This is a genomic window from Prevotella ihumii (assembly GCF_900155655.1).
Lineage (GTDB): Bacteria > Bacteroidota > Bacteroidia > Bacteroidales > Bacteroidaceae > Prevotella > Prevotella ihumii.
Genome location: NZ_LT706987.1, coordinates 1,544,096 through 1,563,037 on the forward strand (window position 1 = coordinate 1,544,096; position 18,942 = coordinate 1,563,037).

The window sequence follows — 18,942 nt, forward strand, 5'->3', positions numbered from 1 at the left end:
CACAAAATCCCCTCAACGTAAACATAAGAACGTTGAGGGGATTGTCTTTTAACCCAAATCGGTCGTTAGAATGAGAATGTATTTTGCGATTATGTTGAGATTTATTTTGCATATATCAAAGGAGCATAGCGGGCTATGCGACTGCAGATATAGGTAAAATAAAGCCAAAATAATCCAAAAGACATCTCATAAGTTTCAAAAATAATAAAGTTAGCACCTAAACTGGTCTAATGACCGATTGGGGTTAAAGTATTATTCTTCTAAGTGAAAATGATGGAAGCTTTTTCTTTTAAAACTTTCCTTTCCTTTCACTATTTATGCCTTTTTACTGCTTAGCATCTTCTGTTTCAGGTGCTTTACCTATCAAGTCCATAAACTGATCGAGCTTAGGAGTGATGATAATCTGTGTACGGCGGTTGCGTTGTTTGCCAAGCTCTGTATCGTTCTTAGCCAATGGATTGTACTCGCCACGACCACCTGCTGTGAGGCGTTTAGGGTCTACACCGAAGCGGTTTTGCAAGTATTGAACTACTGAAGATGCACGTAAACAAGAGAGATCCCAGTTGTTACGGATGTTTTTCATCTTGTCGCTCTGTGCATTTACAGGAACGTTGTCGGTGTTACCCTCAATGAGTACATCGTAATCCTTGTAGTCCATAATGATTTTAGCTATCTTTGACAAGGTTTCTTCAGCACGGTCATTGATTTCGTATGAACCGCTTTGATAAAGCATATTATCAGCCAAAGAGATGTAAACAACGCCCTTCAACACTTGAACATCGACCTCTTTCAACTCCTCACGACTCAAACTACGTGTGAGATTGTTGGTAAGAACCAAGTTCAGCGAGTCGCTCTTGGTCTTCACCTCTACAAGGTGACGAATGTATTGGTTGCTCTCATTGATTTGGTCAACGAGCTTTGCAATATTAATATTGTTAGAGTTTGCGTTGTTCAAACTCTTGTCCAAACTACCTTGCAATGCTGCTGCGCTTGCCTTAGCTTGAGCCAATTGATCTTCAAGACTCTTTATGCGCGCATTATTTGCTGCGATAGTTTCTTTAGCGTTTTGATACTCACTGCTCAAACGTTGGTTTTCTGTCTGACAGTTTTGTAAATCTTTCTTGCTTGCACATCCTGTTATCAAAAAGCTGCCAGCAATTAAGGTTAAAATTAAAAGGTTCTTCTTCATATTATTATTGATTTTAATGATTTCTAAAGTTATATTGTTTTATCGTAATAGGTTGTGCTATCGTATACAATACAAGCTTGCTTGTGAATTGCCGAATGCAACCATCTTATGCAAAGATATAGATAAGACGTTGAATAAATAAAAAAGTAAAACGTGTTTAGCGAATTTTAAGTCACTTTTAACAATATTATTGTAAAACAGACTATAAATTAATACGTTAGCTACTCGATCCTCAAAAAGGCGACATCGCATTTTTGAGGGTCGACTAATTAAGTCTTATAGATGTGAAGGGACAGCTAAACAAAGGTAATGATCTGCACAAGTAGAAATTAATTAAGTCTTATAGACCCTCTCTAAGGAAAGCATGATATTCTTTCATCTACACAAGTAGAAATTAATTAAGTCTTATAGACGACGGGGTTTGTCACTCTTCAAAGATTATCTACACAAGTAGAAATTAATGTAAGCATCCAATATTAGCCGCCTTTCACACCAACAAATAACCCTTATATGTCTGGCAGCATATAAGGGTTATTTGTTATTTGAAGTTTGAAGGTAGCATTTTCGTGAGTTCCTCCTCCGTCATGTCTGGCAGGGGCCTTGAAAGAACTTCCTTCATCCATTTGTATGGCTCTATGTCTGCTTCCCTGCAACACGCCATAAAGGTATAGAAGATGGCATTGTTCTCCGCTCCCTCATTGTTACCACAGAACAGGTAGTTCTTTCTTCCAAGCGTGATGGGTCTGATGGCCTGTTCCATGAGGTTGTTGTCTATGTTGAAGCGTCCGTCCTGCACATACCTGCCAATGCGTATCCATACGGCGAAGGCATAACGCAGTGCCTTCTCCATAGCTTCGCCTGGGGTGTACTGTTTGTGTACATCCAACATATAGGTCTCCAAATACTTAAGAATAGGGTAAGCTTTAGCCTTTCGTTCTGTCTCCACTTCCTCGGGGGGTGCTTTCTTGTGTTTGAGGTTTTCCTCCAACTCATAAAGCGTGGCTATCGTTTCGATGATATGGGCGGCGTTCTTATCGTCAGCCGCCAGATGTTCGAACTTACGTCTCACGTGTGCCATACATCCTAACAGCACGATGCCCTGAACGTTCTCAAACCTGCTGTAGACCTCATACCCATCAGACTGTATGGCACCCTGGTAGCCCTTGAAGAGTTCATCTGCCACAGCGCCCGACCGCGACCCGTCCTTCCAATGGAAGAACACACCCTGGGAGTGCATGGCGTCACGCACACCCCACAGGTATCCCTTGCGCGTCTTTCCCTTGCGGTCGGCAACCTGTACGCTGGTCTCGTCAACTTGAAGATAAGGACTTTGCAGGATCTGTCTTACTTGAAGTTTGTAAAGTGGATAAAGTGCATCGGCGGCATCGTGAACCCAGCTATTGACGGTTGAGGTGGGGATGTTCACGCCCAGTTCCTTCCATCTTTCACATTGCCTATACTCGGGCTGGTGATAGGCGAACTTGGCGGTGATGATCTCGGCGAGCAGGGAAGCGTCGGCAAAACAATCCACCGCTTGCTTTTTCAAGNGCATATAGGTCTCCAAATACTTAAGAATAGGGTAAGCTTTAGCCTTTCGTTCTGTCTCCACTTCCTCGGGTGGTGCTTTCTTGTGTTTGAGGTTTTCCTCCAACTCATAAAGCGTGGCTATCGTTTCGATGATATGGGCGGCGTTCTTATCGTCAGCCGCCAGATGTTCGAACTTACGTCTCACGTGTGCCATACATCCTAACAGCACGATGCCCTGAACGTTCTCAAACCTGCTGTAGACCTCATACCCATCAGACTGTATGGCACCCTGGTAGCCCTTGAAGAGTTCATCTGCCACAGCGCCCGACCGCGACCCGTCCTTCCAATGGAAGAACACACCCTGGGAGTGCATGGCGTCACGCACGCCCCACAGGTATCCCTTGCGCGTCTTTCCCTTGCGGTCGGCAACCTGTACGCTGGTCTCGTCAACTTGAAGATAAGGACTTTGCAGGATCTGTCTTACTTGAAGTTTGTAAAGTGGATAAAGTGCATCGGCGGCATCGTGAACCCAGCTGTTGACGGTTGAGGTGGGGATGTTCACGCCCAGTTCCTTCCATCTTTCACATTGCCTATACTCGGGCTGGTGATAGGCGAACTTGGCGGTGATGATTTCGGCGAGCAGGGAAGCGTCGGCAAAACAATCCACCGCTTGCTTTTTCAAGGGGGCTTCCAGGATGTCGACCTTCGCATCCGTTGGCCGGGCTTCCTTCAGGCGGCAGATGACACGATCTTCTACCCTGACATAAAAGGATGAGGGACGCAGACACAGATGCTCACTTCTGTCATGTCCGATGATGACCATGCGCTCAGCGTCATAACCCTCTGGATATATCTCCGTCACCTGTCGCTCTATATTCTCGGGAACATAGGAGGCGTAGGCCCTACCCTTTCTGGAAGGACGGCTCACACGGCGTGATGACCTGCGTTGTCCGGCCTGCTGTTTTATCTCCTTGATGATGGGAAGGGCTTCCACCTGAGCCAGGGAACCCTCTTTGGCCCACTGCTCGTCAAAAAGCGTACCCGCCCAGCCGCTTGCACTCTCAGGCAGGCGTTTCTCGCTGCGCCTGCCAAATACCATACGCTCAAGTTCAAGAATGCGACGGGACTTTCGTTCCAGTTCAGCATCCTTAATCTTAAGCTCAGCCTCCTTATCCTTAAGCTCAGCATCCTTGTTCTTAAGCTCAGCATCCCTTTGCTCAAGAAGTTTAACAACAGCTTCCCGAGTGAGAGAATGGTAGTCAGATGTCATTGTACTATAAGGCATATCCATCACATTATCAGTTCTTTATACGATGTAAAGTTACGAAAAATATCTGACACTGGCAAGAAAATACTAAGATTTATTGTATCTTTTTCTTCGGTAGCAATTAGGATTTATACCTTCAATATAGAGTACCAATTCGTCCCAGCGAAGTTCATAAAATCCAGTTCTCGCCCGTATGATTTTAGGACTCAGGCAACCCTGTGCCATCTGTTTATGATACACGACAAAACCACAGCGTTCCCAGTGCAGCAATTTAATTCGGTTACGGGATCGATTGTAGAAAACGTAGACAACACCATCAGAAGGATTGAAGTCATTGCTGCGTACCAATTGGGACAGGCGAAGAATACCCTGACGCATGTCCACAGGAGTGCAACAAACCCGAAAAACATTTGTTTCGTTGAGTACAAACATAAGTTTTTCGGGCAAAGGTAGTAAAGCAAGAATGTTACACAAAGGCGGCTAATATTGGATGCTTACAAATTAATTAAGTCTTATAGACGTGGCTTTTTGGAAGATAAAGGACATTGCATCTACACAAGTAGAAATTAATTAAGTCTTATAGACTCGCAGAATTGGCTACATTGGTGATGATTGATCTACACAAGTAGAAATTAATTAAGTCTTATAGACATGGAACTGCAATCACTTCCTTACCAGAATCTACACAAGTAGAAATTAATTAAGTCTTATAGACAATAGAACAAGCAGCACAAGAGTACACAATCTACACAAGTAGAAATTAATTAAGTCTTATAGACAGGTAACCGTTTTCACGGAGCCACTTATCTACACAAGTAGAAATTAATTAAGTCTTATAGACGACTCAAGCTTCCGACCTTCATCGCAAGATCTACACAAGTAGAAATTAATTAAGTCTTATAGACACAGACGCACATATCCTCGTTTGCGAGTTATCTACACAAGTAGAAATTAATTAAGTCTTATAGACTCATCAACTACACAGCCGACATCACACAGCATCTACACAAGTAGAAATTAATTAAGTCTTATAGACCAATGGCACGATGTGAAAGAAGAACTGCATCTACACAAGTAGAAATTAATTAAGTCTTATAGACTTTAGAAAACGGTTATAAAGACTTATTATATCTACACAAGTAGAAATTAATTAAGTCTTATAGACCAATAGGATGTGATATAACAGACTTATTATCTACACAAGTAGAAATTAATTAAGTCTTATAGACTCTATTATGTTGCAAATATACAATATTTCCTTTATTTACGCAAAAGAAGAATGAAAAATCAAAGGTATCTTTTACCCCCATCACATTTTTACAACCCTAACAAGATTAATATAAGTTATTATATATCAATACATTAAAAGGGAAAATAGAAATTCTAACTCATTGCATAGAGACTTATATTTGTTTTTCACAAATATACAATATCTTTATCACGATGAATGGCATTGCCATATTTCTTAAGCTTTACGCCTGCAACATCAAAGATTATCACACTATCATCACCTCCGAACTTAGCAGCAAATTCGGATTCAATCTTTAAAATTAAATTTTCACATACCCTATTCGTATGATTTACTTCATAAACAGAATATTGTAAGCGTATTGCCCCATGCTTGCAAAGCATCTTGCTAAAGGTACTGCGCAACTTGTCGTTTTTGATATCATAACTGATTACTAACATTGGCTATCTGATAAATTGAGGATAATTTTCAACCGATTTCATTCGCATAAAGCACCTATAATATGCTTGCACGTACAGATATATTTCTTTTTTATATGGAATCAATGCATCAAAGAATACTTTATGATATTTCGAAGAAAGCGTTCGTTTAAGAATATATTCACCTTGCTTTACTTCAAAATCGTCTGACGAAAATTGCTTGCGATGGAATGAAGTTCTCACTGTGCGATCCACGATACACCGAAAAGGTTCTACTAAATCGCATACCAATGATTTTCTTTTGAACCAAAGACGATGGTAAACCCCAACATATACATCAAATCCAAACATTCGCAGAAAACATTCTATATAATTGAACAACAAGGTGTAACCAATATCGAGCGTTGCATTCAAAGCATCACATTTAGTTCGTGGACGCCTTACACTCCAGTCTAAATCTTGAAAGAAAGCTGAGAAATATATTTTAGCAGCCAAACCTTCTACTCCCATCAATTTTTCATATTCATCGGTATCTTTTACCTTATCTAAGAGTCTTGAACACTCGGTTATTGATGTAACTGTAAGTACGTCTTTCCTTCGGGTATCTTTCAGTATCTTAATCTGATTTTGTATTTTATTGGTAACAAGACATTTGGCTATAGTCAAATTGTTTTTATCAAAATCATATTGGCGTTGATGGAGCAGAAAGTTCGCTTCTGCCATATTCGCCCAAAAGAATACAGGACGAAAGTTAGGCTTCATAACCACTAATGACACACCAAACTTTTGACATTTTTCTATCAATGGTGTTGTTATTTTAATGTGTCCAATGACAAAGAGTGCCAATACCTTTTGGAAAGGTATCTTCGTCAAAGTTTTCATTTTATGGGTTTGCTCCACTTTTTCTTCAACAAGAAGCTCCCCACTTGAAACTCTTAAAGTTCTTTCCGCAATACAATTCAACACAAATATTGTGCGATATTCTATGTCTTTAGATGTAAACATTTTCAAAGTCGGTCTTATCGCAAAGATTGCTATAAATGCAATGTCTGCACTTGTTTGGATTAATATCTATTTCATCAACAGGGTTGAAATTATGGAATTGTCGAATAAACCTACCAAACTCTTCTATATCTTTTTCGGTTGGCATAGCAACAGGAATCATCTTATTAGTAGATTGCTCATAAAAAGACAAAGCCGCTACTTCATATCCCATCTCTTGTAAACAAAACATTTGCCCCCATAGCTGATATATGTGTCCTTGGTAAATCTGCTTAAGTTGATATTTCCGCTCTATTAACATCTTTTCTTTTTTACGATAAACATCTATCTTTCGTGAATTCAACAAGCAAGTGCAAATTTACTTAATTAGTTCGTAAAAGCACTCATATGGTGTTCTAAATTCTAATTTCTTTCTTGGTCTCATGTTAATTTTCTTTGAATACTTTGTTATTTGTTGATGACTGACATGTTCAAACGTTTCTTTTTTTGGCACGTATTGTCTAATCAGTCCGTTAGCATTTTCTATAGCCCCTTTCTGCCATGAAGCGTATGGGTCAGCAAAATAGACGGTGACACCAAGGCTTTTGCTTATCATTTCATGGCAAGCGAATTCTGTGCCGTTGTCCGTTGTAATAGACTTGACATACTCTTTGAATGGAGATAGCAAATGTATTACAGTGCGTGCTAACTCCTTGGCATTCTTTCCCTTTTTAAGTTTTCTCATAAATAGCATATTTGTACTGCGTTCTATCAGTGTCACAATAGCACCATGATTTCCTCTTCCAACAATTGTATCCATCTCGAAGTCCCCAAAGCGTTTTCCGTCAACTTCAGTAGGTCTCTCGCTGATACTTGTTCTATTGGGTATGGATATACGTCTGCTACCAACAGGCTTGGCACGATGCTTTAGCTTGTGACGACAGTGTTTATATAGTGTTCCACCTTTTGCCTTGTCCTTACGTATCGTACGATATATGGTTTCATGGCTAATACGTTTACCTTCCTTAGCCAACACGCCAGATATTTGTTCAGGAGACCATTGTTCTGTAATAAGAAGACGTATCGCTTCATCCATAACATCCTTTTTGATTGAATGATTGCCTGGCTTTTTTCGCTTTGTGAGAGCTGCATTTGCTTGGGCAGTTTCCCAATTATACTGTCCTTTGGTCCCACTATTACGTTTTATTTCACGAGATACTGTACTTGGACATACTTTTATCGCTTTCGCAATATCTTTTAATTTAATTCCATTTTGGAGTAGCACAGAAATTGTGTACCTTTGCTCCGAGGTTAATTGTTTGTACATAACAATGCAAAATTAATTAATCTTTGGGAGACAGAGGTCTCCCTTTTTTATTTTTTAAGCATTGCTTGTTGATTTTCCACTCATGGGGGCTGCTCGCCCCCAAACCCCTCGGTGTTTTCTGGTATAGATTATTAAGCTAAACCTACACCTGAAATTGCAGTTCTATGTTGAACTTGTGTTTCCCATTAGATGATAACGTTCCGAATATACCTGTAAGGAAAGAATAACATCAGCTTTAGTAGATGATGTTTTATTATCGGTGGCTTGATGCGACAATGTTCCTCTCACTTGCGGTTTTGCGTGATAAATATCTTTGTCCGCCTCCATATATACATTGTGTAGATAGATGGAGTACGGACAAAAGATATAATCATTGAGTGCGGATATTGGTATATATTCTTGCACCCTCTACTTCAAATAAGGCTTCTCTTGTGCAAACTTAAGCCACTCTTGGTTTGACAACTTAGATATTTTATCTTTCTTATCCTTTATCTGCCTAACAACCCACAAGCCTTTTCGTGCAATGTTGTACGCTCCGTTGGCATCGGCATCAAGTGGCAACTCCTTACAGCCATCATTGCTGTTAAAGAATTTTCCGTCAGCATTTGCAATTGGCGAGACGATATAGTCGTTTCCTTTATCATCGCTGTTGCGCAGCTGTAATGTCAATTGCAACAGTTTTATCAATGCATCAAAGAATTTTCTGTTATCTATTTTTAGAATTTCTTCTTTAAGATTGCCATCACGATAATCAATATCGTATTTATCAAAAAGCTTTTTAAATTCTTCGGTCAATTCCACTTCTTCATAGTTCCAATAGTTCTTATCTTTCTTATGCTTAATACGATTTCCAAATGTACAGATAGTCCAACGTGTCTGCGCACCCTTCATTCGTATTTTAAACTTGTCATAGTTGGTTTCAAATTCAAAATAACCTTTGTCGTTATAGCTAATATTGTCAAATGCTCCAAAAAAATCTTGTGCTTCCTTTATCGTCATTGCCTTAGGGCGCAATAAGTCGGTAAATCCTGTTACAGGGTCTATTTTGCTTGTATTCCATGCAGGGACATAGAATAGGAAGCCATTTTGTTTATCACTATTACTCTTCGTAATCGATGAAGCGAGTTGATATGCTTTCAGAATTCCTCCTAACTCGTTGTAAGGTCTCTTCTTGTCTACTAAATAGCTGAGCTTATCTACCAAACTTTTTTCAAATTGTTGATAAACAGCTTTTTCAATCTTCTGTCCACGGGTAACAAACATTTCTCCAAGGTCTTCTAAAGCGATGATGGCATTGTATTTCAGCATTAGTTGTGCTATCTGATGTACTGCCTGACTTAGATACCCTTTCTTCAAGTCCTTTATACCTTCTACTGCTTCCCAATTCTGTCTGTTTGCCTTTCTCTCCTTTTCTCTTTTATCCAATAAGTCGTGATAATCAGTTTCTAAATCATTATTCCGAATAATATTCAAAGAGTCTTGCTCAACGATATTTCCCTTCATATCAATAACCGAATAATAAAGCAAATTGCGTTCGCCACGGTCTATACCAATGATGTGGAGGTCGTCAGCTTTGCGAATATATTCAGTGGCTGAAGAGTTTAACTGTGCAGAGTCTTTTGCTGCTTTATAATTTTGGACAATAGAAAGATGGAACAAAAACTTATTTTCCATATATCTCCTATTTTTATAAATATCATAGGTGAATAGGCTTACTTTGTCTTTGTTTGCAACATTCCTACATTTTATAGCTTCATTTGCAGGGTGAGTAGGCTTGTTTCCATCTAAACTTTTTGCTCTATAGAATATAGCTCCCGAGCCTAAATCTAAATTATCTTGATTGCCCGACATAAGTGCTTTAAAAAGCATCGTATGTAAGTTCTCAGCACCTCGCTTTTTACGCAGATTTGCCGAAAAGGTTTTAGCAAAAGACAAATCCTTGTTGGATATTTGGAAGAGACACAAAGGCTTATCCTTATCTCCCATTTCCTTTTCTAACTCTACATTTGAAACAGGGAAATAGATAAATGTTTTTTGCTTACAAATTTCATCAATAACAGCCTGAACCTCGGTAAAGATTTGATAATCTTTCTTGATTAAGTCGTGGAACTCTTCTTTATTTTTCAGGCATGAGATAGTTTTAAGCAAATTACCAATAACTTCCTTATTTACGCTTTGGAAACTCTTAAAACTTAGTATGCCATTATAACTATCGATACTTACTTTCTTGATTTTCTCCAATAAGGAACTAGGAGTTACTTTATCATCATCTGAGATATTAGGATATTTGCTGATGCTTTCGATTATTGATTTTTTTATATTTGTCTGTTTTATTTGTTCTATATATGCTATAATGACTTTGTTAAGCCGCTTTTTGTCTTCTTTATAACTATTTTCTCCTTCATAAGCACTTCCATAAATGGTGTTGGCTTTAGGTTGATAGTAGTCTAATCGCTCATAATCACCAATAACAGCTTCATTTTTTCTAAACAGTTGCGTTTTAGAAGATATACCTAAAAAATAATCATACTCGCCAATTTCATTTTTCTTGCGAAAAAGATAGCCTCCAAATTGTGTTCCACTATTCGATTTCTCTGTTTTACTATCTACCCAGCCTGTCATAAGTTTAGGCTTATTAAAACATAATCTTATCTTGTCTTTCGAATATGGCTTTTGGGTAAGCCTATTTCTCACTTTATTATACAATAAAGTAAGTTCCTCAAACTTTTCGTAAAGGGGTAAGAAATCACCATAAAAGACTAAATCTCTATCAGCCTCCTCGCCTGTTCCTAATAATGGCTTTATAAAGTGTTGAAATTGCTTAGTAGCATCAAGCAACTCTTTGATGAGTTTAGAGTTTTCGTCCTTTTTAAATATGTCTTTAGCGGTTTCTTGATACTTAGTACCTAACAATTTCTCTGCAGCTGATAGTTTCGTCTTAATATTTTCTATTAAGTCGTTACTACCAAAATCGCCTTTTCGCATTAAAGAGAAATAGTCTTCCACCTTTCGAGGCATATTACCTGAATTGCTATTAAATTCAGATACGTAATTTTCAACCAATTCGTTTATTTCTTGGATACTCAGGCTATCTATTGCTTTAACTTTCTTATCTATATATTCTTCATACTTCTCGAAACTTTTCCTTCCTTGCTTAGTTTCTTTCTTGAACTTTGCACGTAATGCGTTTGCTATTAGCTCATAATTATTAAATGTTTGCAGTTCTGCATTTGCATCTATCGCTTCATCGATACTAAAGTTTCTATAAACATTTTGCGACAAGGAAGACAACGCTTCGTTATTTCTGATAAAAATACCATTCAGGTTATACTTGTCAAGAGAACTCAATAAAGTTGCCAATGGGGTTAAAACATTATTCTCAAACCCATCTTCAATATAAAACCCTTTAAGAGCCTTAATTACTTCGCTATCATTTTTGAACATATCGGGCAACCAAGACAAAGCTTCTCTATCGCTCAATATTTGCTTCTTTAAAGAAATAAAGAATGGCAGTCGTCTATCTTTATGTTTTTGATTATACAAATTAATATGCTCATTCAGTCCTTGTATTTCTTGCTTATCCTCCTTTACAATTTTACCTATCACAGCATTGTAATTATCTATCCCCTTCTGAGTTAGAGTATTATTGAAATACTCTAACGAAAAGACTTCGTCCAAAGATGAGCCAGCAACATACAATTTGTAATTTTCAAATATCTCCGATAAAGTTTTTGCATCAAACTGCTCTTTGAGTTTTTCAAATATGTATATATTTTTTATAAAGATTGGAAGGTTATCGTGTACCAAACGATAAGCAATAGAAGTAGATTTTTCTTCATCAGAATAGAAATTTTCTCTATTTGTTTCAAATCCGCTAAAATATGAAGTAAATTTAGAAAAGTGCTGAACATTCTCATCAGCTTTAAAAACATTTTCGATTAAATTTTTTATTGCTAATAATTTCTTTTGAGGGCTCTTCAGAAATGCTTGACTAATAGCTTCACGCATAGCTCTCTGAATAGAAGTACATTTATTTCTTAACGCAGTTTTCTTTACTTCTTCTTCATCACTTTTACAATCTTTTTTGAATGCTTTCAATTCATTATAGCAATCAAAATATTGCTTTAATAAATCATTAGATATAGAAAAAGAAGACAAGGTCTCTTCGATAAAAATCTTGTGTTTCTTATCAATCTCCTTCTTTACATACGAAACATTATCTGCACGCACTTTGTCCTTTTCAAGAAAACTTCCAGAAGCAAATATCTTTCCCTCTTCAAGGAGTTCACAAGTTTTGCCTATTGGCTTTAACTCAAATCTCAATGTTTTATTCAACTGAAATAAATTGGTAAATTCTTGGTAATTTTCCATAACTTTCATTTTTTACAAAATTATATCTTAAAGATTATTTTCAATTGCTTTATCTTTGTCTTATCACAACACGGATAATCCCTTATTTCCGCAGCGTTTTTGCTTGCAAGAAATGCAAGTGCCTGATACATAAAAGTATTCAAACACTTGCGTATGTCAGAAAATTCACTTATCTTAGTGCCACTAAACATATAAAACAATAAACCAACTGACATAACAAAAATAGCAATAAAATCTGACAAAATAACCTCTTTTGGTGGAATTTTTCACGTAATGGATGTTTTTTCCAAACTTGGACTCAATCAAGTCATTGATTCCTCGCTTGGTCAGCGTGGCAGTACAGGTACGGCATTCCAATATAGTGATATTATTTCATCGCTGTTTTATAGCTATTTGTGCGGTGCTGATTGCTTAGAAGATATTAACACGCTCGTTGCTCAGTTTTCATTATCTCCCAAATGTACACTTCCTGGGGCAGACACCGTTGGTCGTGGTTTAAAAGAACTTAAGGAAGCAAATGTGGTTTACACTTGTGATAAATCCAAGCACGCCTATAAGTTCAATAAGGCTGAGAAATTAAACCAACGATTTCGTTAAGCCAGACGAAGCATGCAAATGAGCAAAGCGAAATTTGTACATGCTCGTGGCGAGAAATCGCACTTTGAAAAAGAACTTCTTCTGACGATGGTTAAGCATCTTGGCTTAATACACGAAGGAAGCAGCGTTGATTTAGACTTTGACCACCAGTTTATTCTTGCACACAAATACGATGCAACATATTCTTATAAAGGCGATTACGGTTACTTCCCAGGTTGGGCACACCTACCTTTTTCCTTTCTTGAGCAGAACACCGTCTTTATGCTCGTTACAGCAATGTTGAAGAACTTCTACCTTTTTCTCATTGATAAATTGTCTCAACAAATAGAACCTCTAAAGAAAAGCAGTCGTTTGAAGAAGTTCATATTACACTTCATCAACGTACCTGCCAAATGGATTAAGACAGGAAGGAGATACGTCTTAAACCTATACACACCCAAAAAGTATTATATCAAGATTTTTAAAGAATAGCTTCAAACTCTTTGCTGAATTTTATCTTCCCCATTCCCTATGGGTAAGGGAACTTGTGCCCAATAACCAACCTATTTGTGGTAGGTTGAGCAAAAAATGACAAATCGCCCTTTCTCGTAGGGTTAAATGAGACGCAAGCAAGTTTTGAAACAAACAAGGAAATTGTTTGCGGAAATAAAGATATATATAAAAAGGTGTAGTATTTTCTATTCGTTGATTTAAATCAATCTTTATCTAAAAAGTAATCTTTTTTGAGATTTTCTTTTAAAAACATTTGGAGGTTTGATAAAAATGCTCTAACTTTGCACTCGCTTTTGAGAAATACGCCACACGGCACTTCTCTTGAGAGCGAAAAGAAAAGAGTTCTTTGAATAGATTTACATAGACAGAAAATAGTAGTACAAGAAGCGTCTACTGAATTAATTTTTGGTAGATGGGTAAAAGAAACGAACCGTTCAATTCTGAAGTTGCTTTATTGTGGCTTCATTTTGAAATTAATAGGTGTTTAAACTTGATACTTCGAATTTAGGATATTCGTTCTGAACAGATTCAACTTATCGCTTTTTTCTTTTTAAGGATAGAGTGATATAAAATACATTTTACAATGGAGAGTTTGATCCTGGCTCAGGATGAACGCTAGCTATAGGCTTAACACATGCAAGTCGAGGGGAAACGGCATAGAAAGCTTGCTTTTTATGGACGTCGACCGGCGCACGGGTGAGTATCGCGTATCCAACCTGCCCTTTACTTGGGGATAACCCGTTGAAAGACGGACTAATACCCAATATAATCCTTTGATGGCATCTGACGAGGATGAAAGATTTATCGGTATTGGATGGGGATGCGTCTGATTAGCTTGTTGGTGAGGTAACGGCTCACCAAGGCTTCGATCAGTAGGGGTTCTGAGAGGAAGGTCCCCCACATTGGAACTGAGACACGGTCCAAACTCCTACGGGAGGCAGCAGTGAGGAATATTGGTCAATGGACGAGAGTCTGAACCAGCCAAGTAGCGTGCAGGATGACGGCCCTATGGGTTGTAAACTGCTTTTGTTGGGGAATAACTGACATTACGTGTAATGTTTTGCATGTACCCTTCGAATAAGGACCGGCTAATTCCGTGCCAGCAGCCGCGGTAATACGGAAGGTCCAGGCGTTATCCGGATTTATTGGGTTTAAAGGGAGTGTAGGCGGTTTTTTAAGCGTGTTGTGAAATGTAGATGCTCAACATCTGAATTGCAGCGCGAACTGGAAGACTTGAGTGCACACAACGTAGGCGGAATTCATGGTGTAGCGGTGAAATGCTTAGATATTATGAAGAACTCCGATTGCGAAGGCAGCTTACGGGAGTGTAACTGACGCTTAAGCTCGAAGGTGCGGGTATCGAACAGGATTAGATACCCTGGTAGTCCGCACAGTAAACGATGGATGCCCGCTGTTAGCACCTGGTGTTAGCGGCTAAGCGAAAGCATTAAGCATCCCACCTGGGGAGTACGCCGGCAACGGTGAAACTCAAAGGAATTGACGGGGGCCCGCACAAGCGGAGGAACATGTGGTTTAATTCGATGATACGCGAGGAACCTTACCCGGGCTTGAATTGCCAGCGCACGATACAGAGATGTTGAGGTCCTTCGGGACGCTGGTGAAGGTGCTGCATGGTTGTCGTCAGCTCGTGCCGTGAGGTGTCGGCTTAAGTGCCATAACGAGCGCAACCCCTTTTCTTAGTTGCCATCAGGTAATGCTGGGCACTCTAGGGATACTGCCACCGTAAGGTGTGAGGAAGGTGGGGATGACGTCAAATCAGCACGGCCCTTACGTCCGGGGCTACACACGTGTTACAATGGCCGGTACAGAATGTTGGTTGTGCGTAAGTACGATCTAATCTTTAAAGCCGGTCCCAGTTCGGACTGAGGTCTGCAACCCGACCTCACGAAGCTGGATTCGCTAGTAATCGCGCATCAGCCATGGCGCGGTGAATACGTTCCCGGGCCTTGTACACACCGCCCGTCAAGCCATGAAAGCCGGGGGTGCCTGAAGTTCGTAACCGCAAGGAGCGACCTAGGGCAAAACTGGTAATTGGGGCTAAGTCGTAACAAGGTAGCCGTACCGGAAGGTGCGGCTGGAACACCTCCTTTCTGGAGTAACGTTTATCCTTGAGGTATTGCTAAGAGTATGAACATTTTATGATTTCATTATTTGATATTGAATTTGTTTGTTTCTCTTCTTGTACTCATAATTCTGTTTCTATTAGATATAAGCGAATAAAGGAAGCCAAGGTAGAAGCCGTAGGGCTTTACCCAACTCAGTCCTATAGCTCAGTTGGTTAGAGCGCCACACTGATAATGTGGAGGTCGGCAGTTCAAGTCTGCCTGGGACTACACATCGCTGAAAGCAATGTGTAAAAGGCATATTCAAGTCTGCCTGGGACTACACATCGCTGAAAGCAATGTGGAGGTCGGCAGTTCAAGTCTGCCTGGGACTACACATCGCTGAAAGCAATGTGTAAAAGGCAGTTCAAGTCTGCCTGGGACTACACATCGTTGAAAGCAATGTGTAAAAGGCATGTTCAAGTCTGCCTGGGACTACTTCTTAAAATAAAGATTACACCTTATATAATATATACAAGCTGTATTCTTTTTCAATTATTCACTTACAATCCCTTGGGGGATTAGCTCAGCTGGCTAGAGCACCTGCCTTGCACGCAGGGGGTCAACGGTTCGAATCCGTTATTCTCCACTTCGTTGATGCGACCTTTTTAGGTCAACACTCGACAGAGTTCTTTGACATATTGACACAAGCAAAAACTGTAAAGTAAAACTACAAAGTTCAAGATTTCTTTTTTAAGAAGTCTTATTTAATATGATTTCGAAATACAGCTGAAAGTATGAGCATCATTATGCATCGGTAGCAATGCTGATGTATCAATGGCGAATAGAAAGTAATTAAGGGCGAATGGCGGATGCCTTGGCTCATGGAGGCGATGAAGGACGTGATAAGCTGCGATAAGCTTCGGGTAAGTGCAAATAACTTTTGATCCGAGGATTTCCGAATGGGACAACCTAACATATTGAAGGTATGTTATTCATAATTTATTTATGAAGGCTAACGCAGGGAACTGAAACATCTTAGTACCTGTAGGAAGAGAAAATAATTTAATGATTCCCCCAGTAGTGGCGAGCGACCGGGGAAGAGCCCAAACCACAGACGTAGCAATGCGTCTTTGGGGTTGTAGGACCACGTTGTGGTACTTAGCGAGTGAGGAGAAATGTTTGGAAAGACATTCCATAGTGGGTGATAGACCCGTATCCGAAGCTTAATAAGACTTAGTGGTATCCTGAGTAACGCGGAACACGTGTAATTCTGCGCGAATCTGCCGGGACCATCCGGTAAGGCTAAATACTCCCATGAGACCGATAGTGAATTAGTACCGTGAGGGAAAGGTGAAAAGCACTCCTATTAGGAGAGTGAAATAGTTCCTGAAACCATTCGCCTACAAGCGGTCGGAGCATTATTTTAATGTGACGGCGTGCCTTTTGCATAATGAACCTACGAGTTACCATGTCTGGCAAGGTTAAGAGTTTCATTCTCCGAGCCGTAGTGAAAGCGAGCCTGAATAGGGCGTTTAGTCAGATGGGGTAGACGCGAAACCAAGTGATCTACACTTGACCAGGTTGAAGTTCCGGTAACACGGAATGGAGGACCGCACGGATAAGCGTTGAAAAGCTTCCCGATGAGTTGAGTGTAGGAGTGAAAGGCCAATCAAACTTGGAGATAGCTCGTACTCCCCGAAAGGCATTTAGGTGCCGCGTGCAATGTTCTCCATAAGAGGTAGAGCGACCGATAGGTCAAGAGGGCTTCACCGCCTATCGAGACCTGACGAACTCCGAATGCTTATGGACAGTAGTTGCGCAGTAAGGGGGCGGGTGCTAAGGTCCGTCCCCGAGAGGAGAAGAATCCTGACCGCCATCTAAGGTCCCCAAATTCTGTACTAAGTTAGTCTAACGAAGTCTGGTCCCCGTGACAGCTAGGATGTTGGCTTGGAAGCAGCCATTCATTCAAAGAGTGCGTAACAGCTCACTAGTCGAGGGTCCGGGCATGGATAATAATCGGGTATAAGTCAGATACCGAAGATGCGGGATAGTATTGTATATAAAAAGTATCGGTAGGGGAGCATTCCATGTGCGTTGAATGGTGTATGTAAATTATCCTGGAGCGTATGGAAAAGCAAATGTAGGTATAAGTAACGATAAAGAGGTGAGATTCCTCCTCGCCGTAAGACTAAGGTTTCCCAGGCGATGCCAATCAGCCTGGGGTTAGTCGGGTCCTAAGTTTCAGCCGAATGGCGATAGCGATGGCAGACACGGTTAATATTCCGTGACTTGCGTATTCAGTGATGTGGAGACGGAGTCGTGACACTGTCGCGCCCTGACGGAAATGGGCGTTAAAAGTTTTAGGTATTGATAGGTGTAGGCAAATCCGCACCTTGAGCTGATGACTAATAGTACAGCATCCTCTTCGGAGGGAGCTGATAGCACAGGTAATCATACTTCCAAGAAAATCCGCTAAACTTAATGTTTACGCAACCCGTACCGCAAACGGACACACGTAGTCGGGTAGAATATACTAAGGCGTTGAGAGATTCATGGTTAAGGAACTAGGCAAATTGACCCCGTAACTTCGGGATAAGGGGTCCTCATATTTAACTATATGAGGCGCAGAGAATCGGTCCAGGCAACTGTTTAACAAAAACACAGGGCTGTGCAAACTCGAAAGATGACGTATACAGTCTGACACCTGCCCGGTGCTGGAAGGTTAAGAGGAGAGCTTAGGCTTACGCCGAAGGTTTGAATTGAAGCCCCAGTAAACGGCGGCCGTAACTATAACGGTCCTAAGGTAGCGAAATTCCTTGTCGGGTAAGTTCCGACCTGCACGAATGGTGTAATGATCTGGACGCTGTCTCAACCATGAGCTCAGTGAAATTGTAGTATCGGTGAAGATGCCGATTACCCGCGATGGGACGAAAAGACCCCGTGAACCTTTACTACAGCTTAGCATTGATCTTGGTCATCCGATGTGTAGGATAGGCCGGAGGCTTTGAAGCGGGCACGCCAGTGTTTGTGGAGCCTTCCTTGAAATACGGCCCTTTGGCTGTCTGAGGTCTAACTCGATATTTTCGAGGACATTGTTTGGTGGGTAGTTTGACTGGGGTGGTCGCCTCCAAAAGCGTAACGGAGGCTTCCAAAGGTGCCCTCAGGTCGATTGGTAACCGACCTTATAGAGTGCAATGGCATAAGGGCGCTTGACTGGGAGGCAGACATGCCGAGCAGGCAGGAAACTGGGGCATAGTGATCCGGTNCGTGACGCCATGCACTCCCAGGGTGTATTCTTCCATTGGAAGGACGGGTCGCGGTCGGGCGCTGTGGCAGATGAACTCTTCAAGGGCTACCAGGGTGCCATACAGTCTGATGGGTATGAGGTCTACAGCAGGTTTGAGAACGTTCAGGGCATCGTGCTGTTAGGATGTATGGCACACGTGAGACGTAAGTT

The 18,942-nt window shown here is 40.5% G+C and carries 10 protein-coding genes, 2 tRNA genes, 2 rRNA genes, 1 pseudogene and 1 CRISPR repeat array; of the genes and pseudogenes, 6 read left to right on the forward strand and 9 right to left on the reverse strand.

Annotated elements, in window-relative coordinates:
* Positions 1-325 precede the first annotated feature (325 nt).
* From CZ367_RS07080 to cas12a, 9 genes are all read right to left on the reverse strand, one after another.
* Positions 326-1,189, reverse strand: coding sequence for an OmpA/MotB family protein (locus CZ367_RS07080; protein ID WP_077196225.1), 864 nt, complete (start codon positions 1,187-1,189; stop codon positions 326-328).
* Positions 1,190-1,727: 538 nt separating this feature from the next.
* The gene (gene tnpC / locus CZ367_RS16225) at positions 1,728-4,007 is read right to left on the reverse strand and encodes an IS66 family transposase (RefSeq protein WP_077196226.1); all 2,280 of its coding nucleotides are present in this window, start codon (positions 4,005-4,007) and stop codon (positions 1,728-1,730) included.
* Positions 4,008-4,070: 63 nt separating this feature from the next.
* Positions 4,071-4,415, reverse strand: coding sequence for an IS66 family insertion sequence element accessory protein TnpB (gene tnpB, locus CZ367_RS07090; RefSeq protein WP_077196227.1), 345 nt, complete (start codon positions 4,413-4,415; stop codon positions 4,071-4,073).
* 117 nt (positions 4,416-4,532) lie between these two features.
* A CRISPR array of direct repeats spans positions 4,533-5,212; the repeat unit is 36 nt; unit sequence ATCTACACAAGTAGAAATTAATTAAGTCTTATAGAC.
* 187 nt (positions 5,213-5,399) lie between these two features.
* Positions 5,400-5,672 carry a CRISPR-associated endonuclease Cas2 gene (gene cas2, locus CZ367_RS07095; protein ID WP_077196228.1) on the reverse strand — a complete coding sequence of 91 codons (273 nt, stop codon included), beginning with the start codon at positions 5,670-5,672 and terminating at the stop codon, positions 5,400-5,402.
* A gap of 3 nt (positions 5,673-5,675) precedes the next feature.
* Positions 5,676-6,656 carry a type V CRISPR-associated endonuclease Cas1 gene (gene cas1 / locus CZ367_RS07100; RefSeq protein ID WP_077196229.1) on the reverse strand — a complete coding sequence of 327 codons (981 nt, stop codon included), beginning with the start codon at positions 6,654-6,656 and terminating at the stop codon, positions 5,676-5,678.
* Complete coding sequence (gene cas4 / locus CZ367_RS07105; RefSeq protein WP_317041824.1) at positions 6,643-6,999, reverse strand: type V CRISPR-associated protein Cas4; 357 nt, start codon at positions 6,997-6,999, stop codon at positions 6,643-6,645. Before cas4 (CZ367_RS07105) ends, cas1 begins: the two co-directional genes overlap by 14 nt.
* Before the next feature lie 12 nt (positions 7,000-7,011).
* Positions 7,012-7,959, reverse strand: a complete 948-nt coding sequence (locus CZ367_RS07110; RefSeq protein WP_077195399.1) for an IS30 family transposase — start codon at positions 7,957-7,959, stop codon at positions 7,012-7,014.
* A 162-nt stretch (positions 7,960-8,121) separates the two neighbouring features.
* Entirely contained in the window at positions 8,122-8,364 is a 243-nt protein-coding gene (gene cas4, locus CZ367_RS07115; RefSeq protein ID WP_077196230.1) for a type V CRISPR-associated protein Cas4, read from the reverse strand.
* Between the two features lie 3 nt (positions 8,365-8,367).
* Positions 8,368-12,330, reverse strand: coding sequence for a type V CRISPR-associated protein Cas12a/Cpf1 (cas12a, locus tag CZ367_RS07120; protein ID WP_161942329.1), 3,963 nt, complete (start codon positions 12,328-12,330; stop codon positions 8,368-8,370).
* 213 nt (positions 12,331-12,543) lie between these two features.
* Here cas12a and CZ367_RS16745 point away from each other — a divergent pair.
* From CZ367_RS16745 to CZ367_RS16645, 6 genes and pseudogenes are all read left to right on the forward strand, one after another.
* Positions 12,544-13,398 (forward strand): annotated as a pseudogene (locus CZ367_RS16745) (hypothetical protein).
* 601 nt (positions 13,399-13,999) lie between these two features.
* Positions 14,000-15,530: ribosomal RNA gene (locus CZ367_RS07140) — 16S ribosomal RNA — on the forward strand.
* Between the two features lie 169 nt (positions 15,531-15,699).
* Positions 15,700-15,773 (forward strand) — tRNA-Ile (locus CZ367_RS07145).
* Between the two features lie 284 nt (positions 15,774-16,057).
* Positions 16,058-16,131 (forward strand) — tRNA-Ala (locus tag CZ367_RS07150).
* Between the two features lie 209 nt (positions 16,132-16,340).
* Positions 16,341-18,826: ribosomal RNA gene (locus CZ367_RS07155) — 23S ribosomal RNA — on the forward strand.
* The 16S and 23S rRNA genes sit together here with 2 tRNA genes alongside, the layout of an rRNA operon.
* The coding region (locus CZ367_RS16645) for an IS66 family transposase (protein WP_202613118.1) at positions 18,815-18,942 on the forward strand (128 nt) is incomplete at its 3' end. The genes CZ367_RS07155 and CZ367_RS16645, both read left to right, overlap by 12 nt.